This is a genomic window from Parabacteroides sp. PF5-9 (genome assembly GCF_029893105.1).
In the GTDB taxonomy this organism is placed as follows: domain Bacteria; phylum Bacteroidota; class Bacteroidia; order Bacteroidales; family Tannerellaceae; genus JARXWG01.
On sequence record NZ_JARXWG010000002.1, the window covers coordinates 241,787 to 256,888 of the forward strand.

A 15,102-nucleotide genomic window follows, 5' to 3' on the forward strand; every position below is an offset into this window, starting at 1 on the left:
TTATGAATCGCATTACACATTTATTCCAGACGAAAAAGAACGGTATTTTCTCCGTCTATTTCACGGCCGGTTATCCTCAACTGAATGATACTATGCCTATCCTTAAAGGATTGCAGGATAAAGGAATCGATATAGTGGAAGTCGGTATTCCTTTTTCCGACCCGATGGCCGACGGACCTGTGATTCAGGAAGCTGCCACACAGGCTCTCCGAAATGGAATGTCATTAAAACGCCTCTTCGAACAACTTAAAAATATACGGCCTGAAATAACGATCCCGGTTGTTTTAATGGGTTACTTAAATCCAATCATGCAATATGGATTTGAGTCGTTTTGTCGGGATTGTGTCAGTTGCGGTATAGACGGAGTCATTATTCCCGATCTCCCCTATGGTGATTACATTATTGATTATAAAGAAACAGCCGATCGTTATAAGCTGAAAATGATCATGCTGATTACTCCCGAAACATCCGAAGAACGTATCCGCCTGATCGATGAAAATACAAACGGTTTCATATACATGGTCTCGAGTGCCGCAACAACAGGCACACAAAAAAGCTTCGATGAACAAAAACAGGAGTACTTCCGCAGAATCAATCAGATGAACCTTAAAAACCCACGGCTGGTAGGTTTCGGCATCAGCAACAAAGCGACATTCGATGTTGCTCAGTCCAACTCCTCCGGTGCCATTATCGGTAGTAAATTCATTCAACTATTAAAAAGCGAAACTTCACCAGAGGTAGCGATTAACAAATTAGTGGATAGTCTGAAATAAGAAAAGACTGTCGTCTCTATCGGTTATACAAAAAATCGATAGAGACGACTGTTCCTTTATCTTTTTCGGAAGCAATCGTGACTTTTGCACCATAGGTATTCAGAATACGTATAGCCAGACTTAACCCGACTCCGTGACCAACATATTCACGGGTATTGCTTGCCCTGAAAAAAGGTTGATAAATATGTTCCAACTCTTCCGGAGGAATACCTATACCCTGATCTTTGATCTCCAATATCCCCCCTCGCAAACGCATTTCGACCTGTTTATCCCCCGAATATTTAACAGCATTACTCAATATGTTTTGAATAGCTATTTTCAGTAATTGCGGATTTGCACTGATCACCAAAGAGAAGGTATCCGGGGCAAAAGTAACCCTTCGATCCAGAAATTGCATTAAAAATTCAGCCAAGAAGATCGGTTCTATCGTATTACTCAGTATCTCCTTATCATCCTGCGACAAAAACAATAAATGTTTCATAAGTTGAATAATACGCTTTGTCTCCGAAGCAATCCGGTGAAGTGCCGCCTGATACTCAGAAGGAGAACGTTCTTTCAACAAGGTAATCTCACATTCACCCTGGATAGCCGTCAAAGGATTATTCAGTTCATGTGAAGCACTACTGATAAACGTCTTCTCACTATGATACGCCGTATCAATACGGTCGATCATCCGTTGGGCATATCCTTTACCCGTAAAAAAAGCAATAACGGTAAAAGTAACGACCATCGCCAACAAAGAAAAGGCAAAAAACAGTCGTAACTGATGACAAATAGTGAATAACTCGGTACCCTCCCCTAACTCTCCGACAGAACGGTTCATCCACACAAGGAGTATCAAATAGAGCAGTAAGGCAACAAAGAATCCTATTCCTGCTGTTATAGCCGTATATATCAGTGTTATTTTATGAACAGGTTTCATGCTTCAATCATATATCCGACTCCTGTTACCGTACAGATCAGTTTAGGTTTAAAACCTTTATCTATCTTACCGCGCAGATAGTTCACATACACATCCACCACATTCATATTCCTGTCGGGTTCTTTATCCCATACATGAGCGATAATATCTTCACGGCTAAGTGCTGTTCCCTGATTTTTAACCAGATATTCCAATAGTCGATATTCACGGATTGTCAGATGAATCGCCTTTCCGTTACGCATCGCACGGCGAGTATCCGGGTCAAGCGATAAATTGCCACAGGTCAATAATACCGGCTGCGGCTGCGGATCCACTCCCCGTCGTCGAAGCAGTGCATTAATTCTCGCCTGCAATTCACTAAAAGAGAACGGTTTTACCAGATAATCATCTGCTCCAGCATCTAGTCCTTTCACAATATCATCCGTTGTACCCAAGGCAGTCAGCATAAGCACAGGAGATTGAAAACCAAACCGTTCACGGTAAGACCGACAGAGTTGCAGACCATCCATCTTAGGCATAATAACATCCAGTATCAACAATTGGAACGATTCTTTCTGAAGTCTCTCCCAACCTTCTTCACCATCATAAGCCACTACGACCTCATGGGCAAATTCGCTTAATCCTCTTTCGATGAAAGAAGCGATATTTTTTTCGTCTTCAACCAATAGTATTTTTGCCATATTAGGAATAATCAGTCTGACGACAAATATAAAACAATTAATTGAGTCTGTCCGACAACTCTTTTAAACATACCCATTCATTGATTTGTTTGTTTTATATTTGCAAAAACTATACACATTAAACAGCGCACATATGGGCAAAAGTAAATTATTAGGGATATTGATTCCCATTGTCTTAATTGTTATTTTATTCGTTTGGGTAAAAGGAGTTTACAACAACATGGTTATTCAAGATGAAAATGTAAAAACAGCCTGGAGCCAGGTTGAAAATCAATACCAACGCCGACAGGATCTGATCCCTAACCTGGTAAATACAGTAAAAGGATATGCCACGCACGAAAGCGAGACATTGGAAGGAGTTGTAAATGCACGGGCAAAAGCCAGCCAGACAAACATCAACGCCGATAATCTGACCGAAGAGTCTATGCAACAATTCCAAGCTGCACAAGGAGAGTTGAGCAGTGCATTGTCTCGACTGATGGTTGTTGTAGAACGTTATCCCGATCTGAAAGCCAATCAAAATTTTCTGGAATTACAGGCACAACTGGAAGGTACCGAAAACCGGATTTCTGTAGAACGAATGCGTTTCAACGAAGTCGCTCAGGCCTATAATACCTATATCAGACAATTCCCGAATACCATCTTTGCCGGCATGTTCGGATTCCACCCCAAAGCATATTTCTCAGCTAATCCCGGAGCAGAAAAAGCACCGGTAGTCACATTCTGACAACACCAATGAAAAGGTTGGTGAATGCAACTCCGCGATACAGGAGCAGAATATCTACTTGCATATTCTTCCTGTTTCTTGTAAGTACATACTGTATATATGCCAATCAGGATTATACCGTCGGAACAATACCCAACGTCCGATTAACAGACCGGTTGAATCATGTCAGTAACCCGGATGGGATTATACAAACAGCAGATGTGGCTCAAATCAACGCACTTCTTCAAATAGTCGAAGACAGCCTGGGTATTGAAGTGGCTGTTGTAGCCATCAACAGTATTGGCGATAATGATGCACGTATGTTTGCCACCGACCTTTTCAAACATTGGGGTATCGGAAAGAAAAATAAAGACAACGGACTCCTTATCCAGCTGGTAACCGAACCCTCGCAACGCTCTGTCGTTTTTGAGACAGGTTATGGTATTGAGGATGTATTACCGGATATAATCACTTATCGTATACAGCAACAATATATGATTCCCGATATGAAAGCGGGAGATTACAGCTCTGGTATATTGAAAGGAGTCAGAGTAGTCAAAGAATATCTGCTGGCCAGCGATTATGCTAGAGCATCTTTAGTCGAAACAGAGAGTAAAAAGAATATCGACGACTCATTGGCCTGGATATTTTTCTTTTTCGGTATATTCCTTCTCATTGCTATTTTTCTAATCTCTATACTCAGAAACCGCCCAAAGCGATGTCCGCAATGCGGGGAAAAGACATTTATATATGTCGGACGGCAAACCTTACTACAACCAACCTTCAAGACAGAAGGAGTGGCTGTCGATACATATCGCTGTAAAAATTGCGGATATACAGAAACAAAGCGTCGTCAACTGGATCGTCTCCGTCGCAGTTCAACACCCTATTATTCCGGAGGAGCAGGTAGTCTGGGCAGAGGATCAGGTAGTCGAGGAGGACGCTCCGGAGGTTCCTGGGGAGGGGGACGTTCCGGAGGTGGCGGATCGATCAGTCGTTTTTGATTGTTTGGATTATTCCTTTATGAGTTTCAATAGGGTAATCGAATTCGGAGGAAAAGTATAATTCATCGGACGTCCGAGAGGAAACGATACGGAAAACTCTTCCCGAATAACCCGATCAGGATCTTCAAATGTATTTTTATCCTCCGGCAACCCTTTTAGCTGAATCACAGTCGCTTCATTTTGCAAATGGATCCCATTCAGTTGTAAACGGGTGATCTCTTCATGTTGTGTCGTATTCACCACCTTTAAGAAAACCGTACCGGTCTCATTATCTAACGCTGTAGTTGCCACAAGCGACGGAAGTGGTTTAAGCATGCCATCAAAAATCAAGGTATCATTCACAGAACAGGTGATCCGGTCATCATGGGCTGTCAGCTTCAACTTATACCACCGATGGCTCTCAAAAGGGAAATCCACCGAATCAGTTAATAAATGACTAACAGCCAACGATTGCTGATGCAGTTCGATACGCTCCCCTCCTATTGTCAGAGACAAATATTGACTTTGATCCCCTAACTCTCCATTATCTCTGATCCGGAACTGAATCGTGCCACTCCCTTTCGTTCGTTGAATGGTTGCGGTCAACTCATAATTATGCTGGGAAGAATCACCCATAATAGCATAATTCCAACTATTTGCTTCCGGAATCAAATAATCATCCTCTATTTTCCACCCCCCGGTAATCGTATTGATCGCTGTTACTTTTTTTTGATCGATACATACATCTGTAATATCATAGCAGTTATCAAACAGTTCAATGGAAGCATATCCTCCTCTCACTTGTGGTTTAGCATAGGTTTCAACGGATGTTTTTAGTAATTCATCCCCTCTATGATTAGCCAACAACTCCCATAAATAATAGGAAGGAGAAAGAAGGATCTGCTTGTTTTTAAAAGCGATCATAGGAGGACGTTGATAAGCATATTTGGCATTGCCCAATACAGGACTATATGCCAGTCGTTTTACAACCTGCTGATTATTTTCCGCTCCGATCAGAAAACAAGCCTCAGCTATTGCCGCACGCATTGTGCCTTGGTTTTTGTTATCAACAACACCAAATTCTCCTATAAATAAAGGATTACGGCGAGAGGAGTATATTGATTCAAAAAGATTATAATTCGAAATCAAATAATCTTCACCCGAATGGAAATGGTGATCAACCCAATGACTTCTATTTCTCCCGCCTGTTGCAGCACTACTTATGACCATGACCTCCGGATAAACTTCTTGAATCGCCTGACGGAAAAATTCAAACCGCCGATTATATTCATACCCATTATTTTCACTACCAATCTCTATATACTTTAGATGAAAAGGCGTCGGATGACCATTCTCTGCCCGTAGAGAACCCCACAGCGAATCGGCCGGTTCATTGGCATAAGCAATCGCATCCAATGCATCCTGTACCAGTTTGTCCATTTCACCGATAGCCTCATAACGGGGTCGCCGACTCTGGCTGGTCACCCCGCTATTCACCACATATACAGGTTCGGCTTTCAAGTCTTCACACAGTTGTAGATACTCATGGTACCCCATACCGTTAGAACTTCCGTAGCCCCATATGTTCCAGAAATGTTTTCGTTGAGAAATATCACCGACCGACTCCTTCCATAGTGGGAAAGTACCGGCTGTATACCCCTCGACAAAAGGCCCTCCCGGAAAACGGATAAATTGCGGATTCAGAGCGACTATTTTTTCCATCAGATCGATACGCAAACCATTCGACCGGTTATTCCACGTTTTTTCAGGAAAAAGAGAGACGACATCCAACCAAAAGACAAAAGCCGTATCTGTAGAAAAAGTCAAAGCCCCATACGTTGCATCCGTATGGGCTGTAAAAGTGTACTGATATTTTTTCCATTCACGGGAAGGACGTATACTGAATACATCACTGATTGTATGAGTAAGAGACGAATCCTCCAAGGCAACATCGATAGTACGTGGAACTAAATAGTTGCTTTTCGCATAAAAAGAGAGGTGATACCGTTCACCTTTTTCCAAGAGAATACCATCATAACCTTCGGCAACCACTCCTCCCCGCCCCGTTTCTACCGAAGCGTTAGCCGCTACATACAAAGAACGTTTGTTTGTAACGTTCAATAATTCCTGTGGGTCGGGAGCCATAATGGTATTGACCGCTAAACGTCGCCATCCGGGAACCGCATAGGGTGACACAAACGGGATACTCCATTTATTCGGGGTCACTAATAGATTCCGGACACCATCATACCGGGTATTCAAAGGAGGTACCCCATCTTCAAAACTCCGGTTTTGAATCAGTTCACCATACAACCCTCCTTCAATCGCATGATTGATTTCTTCAATATTCAACCCATACAACGATTGATTCACAGGGACACCCACCCCTTCTGTTTCAACAGTAATAGATGAAGTCACAGGCATTTCAGGCCGACAACCCCCTAATAAATACAGTAGAAAACATATCCATACTGCACCTAAGTTCCATCTATCCACTATTTCTCTCTCTATCATACGGATCATAATAGCTTGTTCCAAACAAAAAAACAGAACACAACGTTCCTTTTTTTGTACGAGGTAGAACGTTTTTCTGTTAGAGGTACCTCTAAATTGATTTACACCTACCTCTAAATGAATTTAGACGTACCTCTAAAATATTTTAGACGTACCTCTAACAAAAAAGTCTTCAGAGGAAAACTAAAATATCCTGCAAAGCAACTAAAAAACGATCAAAATAATACGCATTTTATTGATGAAAACGCAAAAACAGGTCATAATTTACATCTTTGACCGATTCTTATACTTTTTAGACGGATTATTGAAAGAAAATTCGGCGAGAAGCAGATTCCTTTGTACTGAAATTAACAGTTTAATCTATATTCTAAGAGAAAACTAAGGCGATATCTATTTTGAAAAAACGGAGAGGAGTAAGCAATTACTCCTCTCCCCACACACTTTTTTTGATCTACCATGAAACTATTTAAACATAAAACTGTAATGAGAAAAAACATTTTTTTAATCTGTAGTCTCTTTGTTATTACGTGTGCCTATGCCCAATGGAAACCGGCAGGCGATAAAATCAAAACAAACTGGGCCGAAAAAATGAATCCCCAGAACGTACTTCCCGAATATCCCCGTCCCCTGTTGGAACGCACGGAATGGATCAATCTGAACGGAGAATGGGATTATGCCATTAAACCAAAAGGAGAAGCCGAACCGGCTACGTTTGATGGAAGAATTCTCGTTCCATTCGCTGTCGAATCATCATTATCGGGGGTTCAAAAGACTGTTGGTGAAAACAATGAACTTTGGTACAAACGTGAATTCACCGTTCCTTCCGGTTGGAGAAACAAAGACATCATGCTCAATTTTGGTGCAGTAGACTGGATTGCAGATGTTTTTATCAATGATATTCTGATCGGTTCACACCAAGGGGGGTATACGCCGTTTTCTTTCAACATCACCCCTTATCTCAGTGGAAAAAATACGCACAAATTAGTGGTTCGTGTATGGGATCCCAGCGAGAAAGGGTATCAGCCAAGAGGAAAACAGACCTCTAAACCGGAAGGTATATGGTATACTCCGGTAACAGGGATCTGGCAAACCGTATGGTTGGAACCGGTATCCAATGATCACATCACTGCTGTAAAATCAATTCCAAACATTGATAATAACACACTATCTGTCACGGTAAGCGGGGCTAATTGTAATGTCAGCAATATTGTCGAAGTCAAATTATTGGATAAAGGACGTGTTATAAGTAGCGCCAAAGGCATTCAAGGTAAAGAGTTACGACTGGGCGTACAGAACCCGACATTATGGGATACCTCAAACCCTTATTTGTATGATATGGTCATCACGCTATCAAAAAACGGAAAAGTTGTTGATGAAGTCAAATCGTATACTGCATTTCGCAAAATATCCGTCAAAAAAGATGCCAATGGCATTATGCGTATGCAGCTGAACAATAAAAATCTGTTCCACTATGGTCCGTTGGATCAAGGATGGTGGCCCGACGGACTTTACACAGCTCCTACCGATGAAGCGTTGTTGTATGACATTGTCAAGACAAAAGAATGGGGATTCAATATGATCCGCAAACATGTTAAAGTTGAACCTGCACGATGGTACTACCATTGTGATAAAGAAGGTATGCTGGTCTGGCAGGATATGCCGAGTGGTGATATGGGTAATCAGTGGGTCGCTCATGAATATAACAGCGGAACAGACAAAAACAGATCGGCAGCTTCCATTGCGAACTTCTATCAGGAATGGAAAGAGATTATGGACTTGTGTATTTCCAACCCCTCTGTTGTCATCTGGGTACCGTTCAACGAAGCCTGGGGACAATTTGATACGGAAAAAGTGGCCGAATGGACAGCCCAATACGATCCTTCACGACTTGTCAATCCGGCAAGTGGTGGTAATCACCGGGCTTGCGGAGATATTCTGGATTTACATAATTATCCGGGACCCCGTATGTTTTTATTTGACCCGCAACGCGTAAACGTTTTGGGCGAATATGGAGGGATCGGACTCCCACTTGAAAATCATCTGTGGCAACCCGACCGCAACTGGGGATATATCCAGTTCAAAAACAGCGATGAAGTGACCGCCGAATATGTCAAATATGCACAGGAACTGAAAAGTATGGTCGACAGAGGATTCTCCGCTGCAGTATATACCCAGACAACTGATGTAGAAATTGAAGTAAACGGATTAATGACTTACGATCGTAAAGTTATAAAGATCAATGAATCAGCCGTTAAAAAAATCAATCAGGAGGTGATTCGTCAATTATCTGAATAAGTTTTATACACACTAACTTGATTTATTATATTACTTCCGGGAGAGCGAACGACTCTTCCGGAAGTTTTTTTTATCTCTCCGGTAGTCATAAGCCTCACCTGAATCGCACTGTTATTGTTTTTTATAAACCCCGCTTTCGGATAAATCGATTATAATCTGTAAATTTGCCGACTAAATAAAAATAAAAGATGAAATACAATACGGAAGTGAAACGATTGGTTATGCCTGAATACGGTCGTAACATTCAGAATATGGTTGATTATTGCATAACTATTCAGGATCGCGAGGAGCGCTCCCGTTGTGCCAATACGATTATTAACATCATGGGAAACATGTTTCCTCACTTACGGGATGTGAATGATTTCAAGCATATCTTATGGGATCACCTGGCTATTATGGCAGACTTTAAACTGGATATCGATTATCCGTATGAAATTGTCAAAAAAGAAAACCTCTATAAAAAACCACCTCGTATTCCCTATAACAACTCCCGCATCCGGTACCGTCATTACGGAAAGACCTTGGAGTTAATGATCCGTAAAGCGAATGATTTAGAAAGTGGAGAAGAAAAAGAACAGTTGATTAGTTTGTTGGCCAACCACATGAAAAAATCGTTCCTGACCTGGAATAAAGAGTCGGTCGATGACCGGAAGATATTTAAAGATCTGGATGAATTATCAGACGGTCATATCGTCTTGGACGAAGAGGTGCATAAACTGACTGAAAGTCGCGATATTTTAGCGCGTAACAATACTCCTAATAAGAAAAATCATACCCGCAAAGGCCGATGAGTTCATTTATTATAGAGGGGGGACATAAGTTATCCGGAGAAATCACTCCCCAAGGTGCAAAAAACGAGGCTCTGGAAGTTATTTGTGCAGTATTGCTTACTGCTGAAAAAGTAATGATCAACAATATACCCGATATCCTGGATGTAAATAATCTGATCCAGCTTCTACGGGATATGCAGGTCAAAGTAGAACATCCCTCTTCCGGCACATATACCTTTCAAGCCGATGCGATAGATCTGGATTATCTGAACACCGATGATTTCTTACGAAGAAGTGCCTCTCTCAGAGGTTCTGTGATGATTGTCGGTCCGTTGGTTGCCCGCTTCGGTAAAGCGATTCTCCCTAAACCGGGAGGAGACAAAATCGGACGCCGCCGCTTGGATACACATTTCGTCGGTATTCAGAAGTTAGGAGCCTCTTTTAATTACAAGGCTGACCAGCAATTGTATGAAATCGAAGCCAAAAAACTGAAAGGAACCTATATGCTGCTTGATGAAGCCTCTGTCACAGGAACGGCTAATCTATTGATGGCAGCCACTCTTGCTGAAGGGACGACAACCATTTACAATGCGGCATGTGAACCTTATCTGCAGCAACTTTCAGCTATGTTAAACCGTATGGGAGCACGCATCTCTGGGGTTGGTTCTAACCTATTGGTCATTGAAGGCGTTACATCGCTTGGAGGAACCGAGCATACGATCTTACCCGACATGATCGAAGTAGGCAGTTTTATCGGTATGGCCGCCATGACCGGTTCGGATATAACGATTAAAAACACCGGATTTGAGCAATTAGGTATTATACCCGATTCTTTTCGCAGACTGGGTATCACGGTTGAACAAAGAGGTGATGATATACATATTCCGACACATGAATCTTATGAGATAGATACGTTTATCGACGGATCGATTATGACGATAGCCGATGCTCCCTGGCCGGGATTGACGCCCGACTTATTGAGCGTATTCCTTGTGGTTGCCACACAGGCTATCGGTAGTGTATTGATTCACCAGAAAATGTTTGAAAGTCGGTTGTTCTTTGTGGATAAACTGATCGACATGGGGGCACAAATCATATTATGTGATCCGCACCGGGCAACTGTTATCGGATTAGGACAACGTTTTCGTCTGAGAGGCACCACCATGGTCTCTCCCGATATACGTGCAGGTATTGCCTTATTGATTGCCGCATTAAGTGCTGAAGGAACCAGTTGCATCAATAATATCGACCAGATCGATCGCGGATATCAGGACATTGATGGGCGTCTGAATAAACTCGGTGCAAACATAAAAAGAAAATAAATTCATCTTAACAGATCATGATTAACCAGGAAGACACATTAAAAATCGGACGATTTGCCAAACCTCACGGGGTAAAAGGTGAATTGGCACTGGTCACAAATTATGATCTTTTTGAAGAGAGTGATGACCCCTATCTCATTTGTGATATAGACGGTATACTTGTTCCCTTTTATATCGAAGAGTACCGCTATAAAGGGGAGTCTATCATTCTGGTGAAGCTGGAATATGTCGACAACGAGGATTCGGCACGTGAATTTATCAATCGGGATGTATATTACCCGATAGCAGCTATGGCAGCTGATAATCTGTCTGAAGGGATCACATGGGATAATTTTATCGGATATACGGTAAGTGATAAAAAACATGGTCTATTGGGAAAGGTGATCCATGTGGATGAAAGCACGATCAACGTACTGTTGCATATCGATTACAAAGGAGAAGAACTTTTATTTCCTGCAGCCGAAGAGTTGATTACGGAAATAGATCATCCCAACAAACAAATGACCGTTTTTTTACCGGAAGGTTTATTGGATTTATAGAATGGAATTATAAATGGCAAAGAAACGAGCAGATAATAAAAAAGGAACAAAATCATTCTGGCATCAGCTGAAGTTTAAGTATAAACTCTCATTTTTCAATGAAGGGACACTGGAAGAAGTATGGTCTTTCCGACTGTCACAGCTTTCGGTAATTACCACCCTGGCGGTATTTGCATTCATCTTAATCACCATTACCTCCATTCTTATTATTACCACTCCGATACGTAATTATCTTCCCGGTTATCTGGATGTAGAGGTGCGCAAAGAAATCGTTCAAAATGCTTTACGGGCAGATTCACTCGAGCGAATGATAGCCATACAATCTCTTTATATGGAAAATATGTCAGGAATCCTTGCCGGTACCATTGAAATCGATTCGATTCAACGAATAGACTCGCTTGCTCAGACAGACGCCAATTATGAAATTCCCCGGGGATCACGGGAAGAGGCATACATTACAGCTTTTGAAGAAGAAGAAAGATATAACCTGACAGTATTAAATCCAAACCCGATTCCGGCGGATGCTATATTCTTTTATAAGCCGGTTAACGGGGTTGTTTCGGCAGCATTTAATTCGGATATTGGTCATTTTGGAATCGATCTGGTTGCTGCTCCCAGCGAAAGTGTTTTGGCTACACTAGACGGCACGGTGGTCTATACCGGTTTCGATCCGCAATTCGGTAATGTTTTGCACATACAACATAAAAACGGATTTGTTTCTATCTATAAACACAATGACCTTTTGTTAAAAAAAATAGGAGACCATGTAGATGCAGGTGATGCCATTGCTCTACTCGGCAATACGGGGGAACTTTCAACCGGGCCACACCTTCATTTTGAGTTATGGTATAGAGGGACTCCAATAAATCCGGCGGAATATATCGCTTTTTAATGAGATGATGAAAAGGCAACTGGCAATATTAGGTTCGACAGGTTCGATAGGAACGCAAGCGCTTGAGGTGGTACAAGAACATTCCGATCTTTTTGAGATCTATGCACTGACAGCCAACAATCAAGTCGACTTACTAATCAATCAGGCACGTACTTTTATGCCGGAAGTGGTAGTGATTGCCAACGAACAGAAATATCCCGAATTAAAAGAGGCTTTGGAAGATTTGCCGATCAAGGTTTGGGCCGGCGCCGAAGCGATTGCGCAAGTGGTACAATTGGAACCGATCGATATGGTATTAACCGCTATGGTTGGTTATGCCGGATTAAAACCGACCATTGCCGCTATAAAAGCAGGTAAATCAATTGCCTTAGCCAATAAAGAAACATTAGTCGTTGCAGGAGAACTAATTACTGCACTGGCTACCGAATACAAAGTCGCTGTATTACCTGTCGACTCCGAACATTCAGCCATCTTTCAATGTCTGGCCGGAGAATGGGAAAATAGTGTGGAAAAGGTCTTACTAACAGCTTCAGGAGGTCCATTCCGTACAAAAACACTCGAAGAGTTGGGTCGGGTAACCAAAAATGAGGCGCTCAAACATCCGAACTGGAATATGGGAGCCAAAGTAACCATTGACTCAGCATCCATGATGAATAAGGGATTCGAAATGATCGAAGCAAAATGGTTATTCGGATTGACTCCGGATCAGATAGAAGTCGTAGTCCATCCGCAATCGATCATACATTCGATGGTACAGTTTGAAGATGGTGCGGTAATGGCACAATTAGGTATTCCGGATATGAAACTACCGATTGCCTATGCCCTTTCTTATCCTAAACGGTTAAGCAGCAAAGCACCTCGTCTGGACTTTATGAAATATGCAACATTGACATTCGAACAACCCGACTTGAAACGTTTCCACAATCTGGCTTTTGCTTTTGATGCGGTTCGTAAAGGGGGAAATATGCCTTGTATACTGAATGCCGCCAACGAAGTGGTTGTTGCCGCATTCTTACAGGATGAGATTGGATTTTTACAGATGAGTGAAGTCATTGAACAAACAATGCAAAAAGTATCTTTCGTCAACTCGCCTTCTTATGAAGATTATGTAGCGACGGATGCTGAAGCTCGGCGAATAGCTGCCGATTTATTTTGAAACAAGTATAAACACATATTATTGTAGATGGAGACATTTTTAATTAAGGCGTTACAACTCATATTGAGTTTATCGATATTAGTGCTGGTGCATGAATTCGGACATTTCATTTTTGCCCGGATTTTCAAAGTGCGTGTTGAAAAATTTTATCTGTTTTTCGATCCCTGGTTTTCACTATTCAAGTTTAAACCGAAAAACAGTGATACCGAATATGGTGTCGGCTGGTTGCCTTTGGGTGGATATTGTAAAATATCCGGTATGATTGATGAAAGCATGGATAAAGAGCAGATGGCCGAACCTGCGAAAGAATATGAATTTCGTTCAAAACCTGCCGGACAACGGCTTATGATTATGATTGCCGGGGTGGTGTTTAACTTCCTATTGGCACTATTTATTTACTCTATGATTCTATTCCATTGGGGAGATACTTATCTACCGTTGAAAAACATGAAAATGGGAATGAATTACAGTGAGACATTCCATAATATAGGTTTCCAAGATGGGGATATTCTATTAAGTGCCGATGGTGAAGAGTTGGAGCGTTTTGGTGAAACAAGTTTCAGACAGGTTATTAATGCCCGGAATGTAACGGTCTTACGCAATGGTATGGAGACCGTAATCCCCATTCCTGAAGATATCATGCAACGGGTATTGCGCGATAAAAAAGGGTTTGCCGATCCATTCCGTATACCGATGGTTGTACGTGAACTGGTTGATGCAAATGCTCCGGCTGCCTTAGCCGGACTACAGGCCGGAGATAGTATTGTATCTGTTAACGGAGAAATGACTCCCTTGTTTGATCAGGTATCAGCACTGCTTGCAGAGAATAAAGACAAGGATATCACTCTCGAATATTACCGAAACGGACAGCTACAATCGACCGTATTGCATACGGACACAGCCGGTAAAATCGGTGTTTCTGTTATGTTGCCGACAGACCTTTACCAAACAGTAACAAACAGCTATGGCTTTTTGGGATCTTTTCCGGCAGGAATAAAGTTAGGAGTCAATACGTTAAAAGGGTATGTCAACGACATGAAATACGTCTTCACCAAAGAAGGAGCATCCAGTCTGGGTGGATTTGGTACCATCGGCGGATTATTCCCGGCACAATGGAACTGGCGAATGTTCTGGGAACGTACAGCTTTTCTATCCATTATTCTGGCCTTTATGAACATCCTTCCGATACCGGCTTTAGACGGAGGTCATGTGATGTTCCTGTTGTATGAAGTGATTGCTCGTCGTAAGCCAAGTGATAAGTTCATGGAATATGCACAAATAACCGGGATGTTACTTCTATTCGGTTTGTTGATTTACGCCAATGGGAATGATATTGTAAGATTCTTTTTCAAATAAAGAATTACTTCATAAAAAAGATAAACTCCCGGTTATCAGAGATGATGGCCGGGAGTTTATTTTTATCATATGAGTCAATCAAAAAAGCATCTTCAAATTGAAGAAAATGTGAAGATAGTGAAGGCAAACGCCACAGGCGTTCAATGTGCATAACCCCGGGTGAGGAGCGTAGCGGATCGACCCGGGGGGGGCGG

Annotated in this window: 14 protein-coding genes; 10 read left to right on the forward strand and 4 right to left on the reverse strand. The window is 41.9% G+C overall.

Features of this window, described 5'->3' with window-relative positions; all coding sequences use genetic code 11:
• Positions 1-2 precede the first annotated feature (2 nt).
• On the forward strand, positions 3-773 hold the full coding sequence (gene trpA / locus M2135_RS02345) for a tryptophan synthase subunit alpha (RefSeq protein WP_280746971.1): 771 nt from the start codon (positions 3-5) through the stop codon (positions 771-773).
• Positions 774-789: 16 nt separating this feature from the next.
• Here trpA and M2135_RS02350 read toward each other — a convergent pair whose 3' ends face one another.
• A complete protein-coding gene (locus M2135_RS02350; RefSeq protein WP_280746972.1) occupies positions 790-1,695 on the reverse strand; it encodes a HAMP domain-containing sensor histidine kinase in 906 nt (301 codons plus the stop codon).
• Positions 1,692-2,375 (reverse strand): response regulator transcription factor, encoded by a 684-nt coding sequence (locus tag M2135_RS02355; protein ID WP_280746973.1) that lies wholly within the window; start codon positions 2,373-2,375, stop codon positions 1,692-1,694. Before M2135_RS02355 ends, M2135_RS02350 begins: the two co-directional genes overlap by 4 nt.
• A gap of 133 nt (positions 2,376-2,508) precedes the next feature.
• Here M2135_RS02355 and M2135_RS02360 point away from each other — a divergent pair, with 133 nt between their 5' ends.
• Positions 2,509-3,102, forward strand: coding sequence for a LemA family protein (locus M2135_RS02360; RefSeq protein WP_280746974.1), 594 nt, complete (start codon positions 2,509-2,511; stop codon positions 3,100-3,102).
• 8 nt (positions 3,103-3,110) lie between these two features.
• Entirely contained in the window at positions 3,111-4,085 is a 975-nt protein-coding gene (locus M2135_RS02365; protein WP_280746975.1) for a TPM domain-containing protein, read from the forward strand.
• A gap of 9 nt (positions 4,086-4,094) precedes the next feature.
• On the opposite strand, the gene M2135_RS02370 is transcribed toward M2135_RS02365, so the two are convergent.
• The gene (locus tag M2135_RS02370) at positions 4,095-6,578 is read right to left on the reverse strand and encodes an alpha-L-arabinofuranosidase C-terminal domain-containing protein (protein ID WP_280746976.1); all 2,484 of its coding nucleotides are present in this window, start codon (positions 6,576-6,578) and stop codon (positions 4,095-4,097) included.
• Positions 6,579-7,061: 483 nt separating this feature from the next.
• Here M2135_RS02370 and M2135_RS02375 point away from each other — a divergent pair, with 483 nt between their 5' ends.
• From M2135_RS02375 to rseP, 7 genes are all read left to right on the forward strand, one after another.
• Positions 7,062-8,873, forward strand: coding sequence for a sugar-binding domain-containing protein (locus M2135_RS02375; protein ID WP_280746977.1), 1,812 nt, complete (start codon positions 7,062-7,064; stop codon positions 8,871-8,873).
• Between the two features lie 188 nt (positions 8,874-9,061).
• The gene (locus tag M2135_RS02380; RefSeq protein ID WP_280746978.1) at positions 9,062-9,664 is read left to right on the forward strand and encodes a DUF4290 domain-containing protein; all 603 of its coding nucleotides are present in this window, start codon (positions 9,062-9,064) and stop codon (positions 9,662-9,664) included.
• The gene (gene murA, locus M2135_RS02385; protein ID WP_280746979.1) at positions 9,661-10,965 is read left to right on the forward strand and encodes a UDP-N-acetylglucosamine 1-carboxyvinyltransferase; all 1,305 of its coding nucleotides are present in this window, start codon (positions 9,661-9,663) and stop codon (positions 10,963-10,965) included. The genes M2135_RS02380 and murA overlap by 4 nt, the downstream gene beginning before the upstream one ends.
• Positions 10,966-10,982: 17 nt before the next feature.
• On the forward strand, positions 10,983-11,504 hold the full coding sequence (rimM, locus tag M2135_RS02390; protein WP_280746980.1) for a ribosome maturation factor RimM: 522 nt from the start codon (positions 10,983-10,985) through the stop codon (positions 11,502-11,504).
• A gap of 13 nt (positions 11,505-11,517) precedes the next feature.
• Positions 11,518-12,396 (forward strand): M23 family metallopeptidase, encoded by an 879-nt coding sequence (locus M2135_RS02395; RefSeq protein ID WP_280746981.1) that lies wholly within the window; start codon positions 11,518-11,520, stop codon positions 12,394-12,396.
• Positions 12,397-12,400: 4 nt separating this feature from the next.
• Complete coding sequence (locus tag M2135_RS02400; protein WP_280746982.1) at positions 12,401-13,552, forward strand: 1-deoxy-D-xylulose-5-phosphate reductoisomerase; 1,152 nt, start codon at positions 12,401-12,403, stop codon at positions 13,550-13,552.
• Positions 13,553-13,579: 27 nt separating this feature from the next.
• Entirely contained in the window at positions 13,580-14,908 is a 1,329-nt protein-coding gene (gene rseP / locus M2135_RS02405; RefSeq protein WP_280746983.1) for an RIP metalloprotease RseP, read from the forward strand.
• Between the two features lie 4 nt (positions 14,909-14,912).
• On the opposite strand, the gene M2135_RS02410 is transcribed toward rseP, so the two are convergent.
• The coding region (locus M2135_RS02410) for a hypothetical protein (RefSeq protein WP_280746984.1) at positions 14,913-15,102 on the reverse strand (190 nt) is incomplete at its 5' end.

Coding starts and splice junctions, on each gene's coding strand:
- trpA (WP_280746971.1), top strand. CDS start 3: ATGAATCGCATTACACATTTATTCCAGACGAAAAAGAACGGTATTTTC.
- M2135_RS02350 (WP_280746972.1), bottom strand. CDS start 1,695: ATGAAACCTGTTCATAAAATAACACTGATATATACGGCTATAACAGCA.
- M2135_RS02355 (WP_280746973.1), bottom strand. CDS start 2,375: ATGGCAAAAATACTATTGGTTGAAGACGAAAAAAATATCGCTTCTTTC.
- M2135_RS02360 (WP_280746974.1), top strand. CDS start 2,509: ATGGGCAAAAGTAAATTATTAGGGATATTGATTCCCATTGTCTTAATT.
- M2135_RS02365 (WP_280746975.1), top strand. CDS start 3,111: ATGAAAAGGTTGGTGAATGCAACTCCGCGATACAGGAGCAGAATATCT.
- M2135_RS02370 (WP_280746976.1), bottom strand. CDS start 6,578: ATGATAGAGAGAGAAATAGTGGATAGATGGAACTTAGGTGCAGTATGG.
- M2135_RS02375 (WP_280746977.1), top strand. CDS start 7,062: ATGAGAAAAAACATTTTTTTAATCTGTAGTCTCTTTGTTATTACGTGT.
- M2135_RS02380 (WP_280746978.1), top strand. CDS start 9,062: ATGAAATACAATACGGAAGTGAAACGATTGGTTATGCCTGAATACGGT.
- murA (WP_280746979.1), top strand. CDS start 9,661: ATGAGTTCATTTATTATAGAGGGGGGACATAAGTTATCCGGAGAAATC.
- rimM (WP_280746980.1), top strand. CDS start 10,983: ATGATTAACCAGGAAGACACATTAAAAATCGGACGATTTGCCAAACCT.
- M2135_RS02395 (WP_280746981.1), top strand. CDS start 11,518: ATGGCAAAGAAACGAGCAGATAATAAAAAAGGAACAAAATCATTCTGG.
- M2135_RS02400 (WP_280746982.1), top strand. CDS start 12,401: ATGATGAAAAGGCAACTGGCAATATTAGGTTCGACAGGTTCGATAGGA.
- rseP (WP_280746983.1), top strand. CDS start 13,580: ATGGAGACATTTTTAATTAAGGCGTTACAACTCATATTGAGTTTATCG.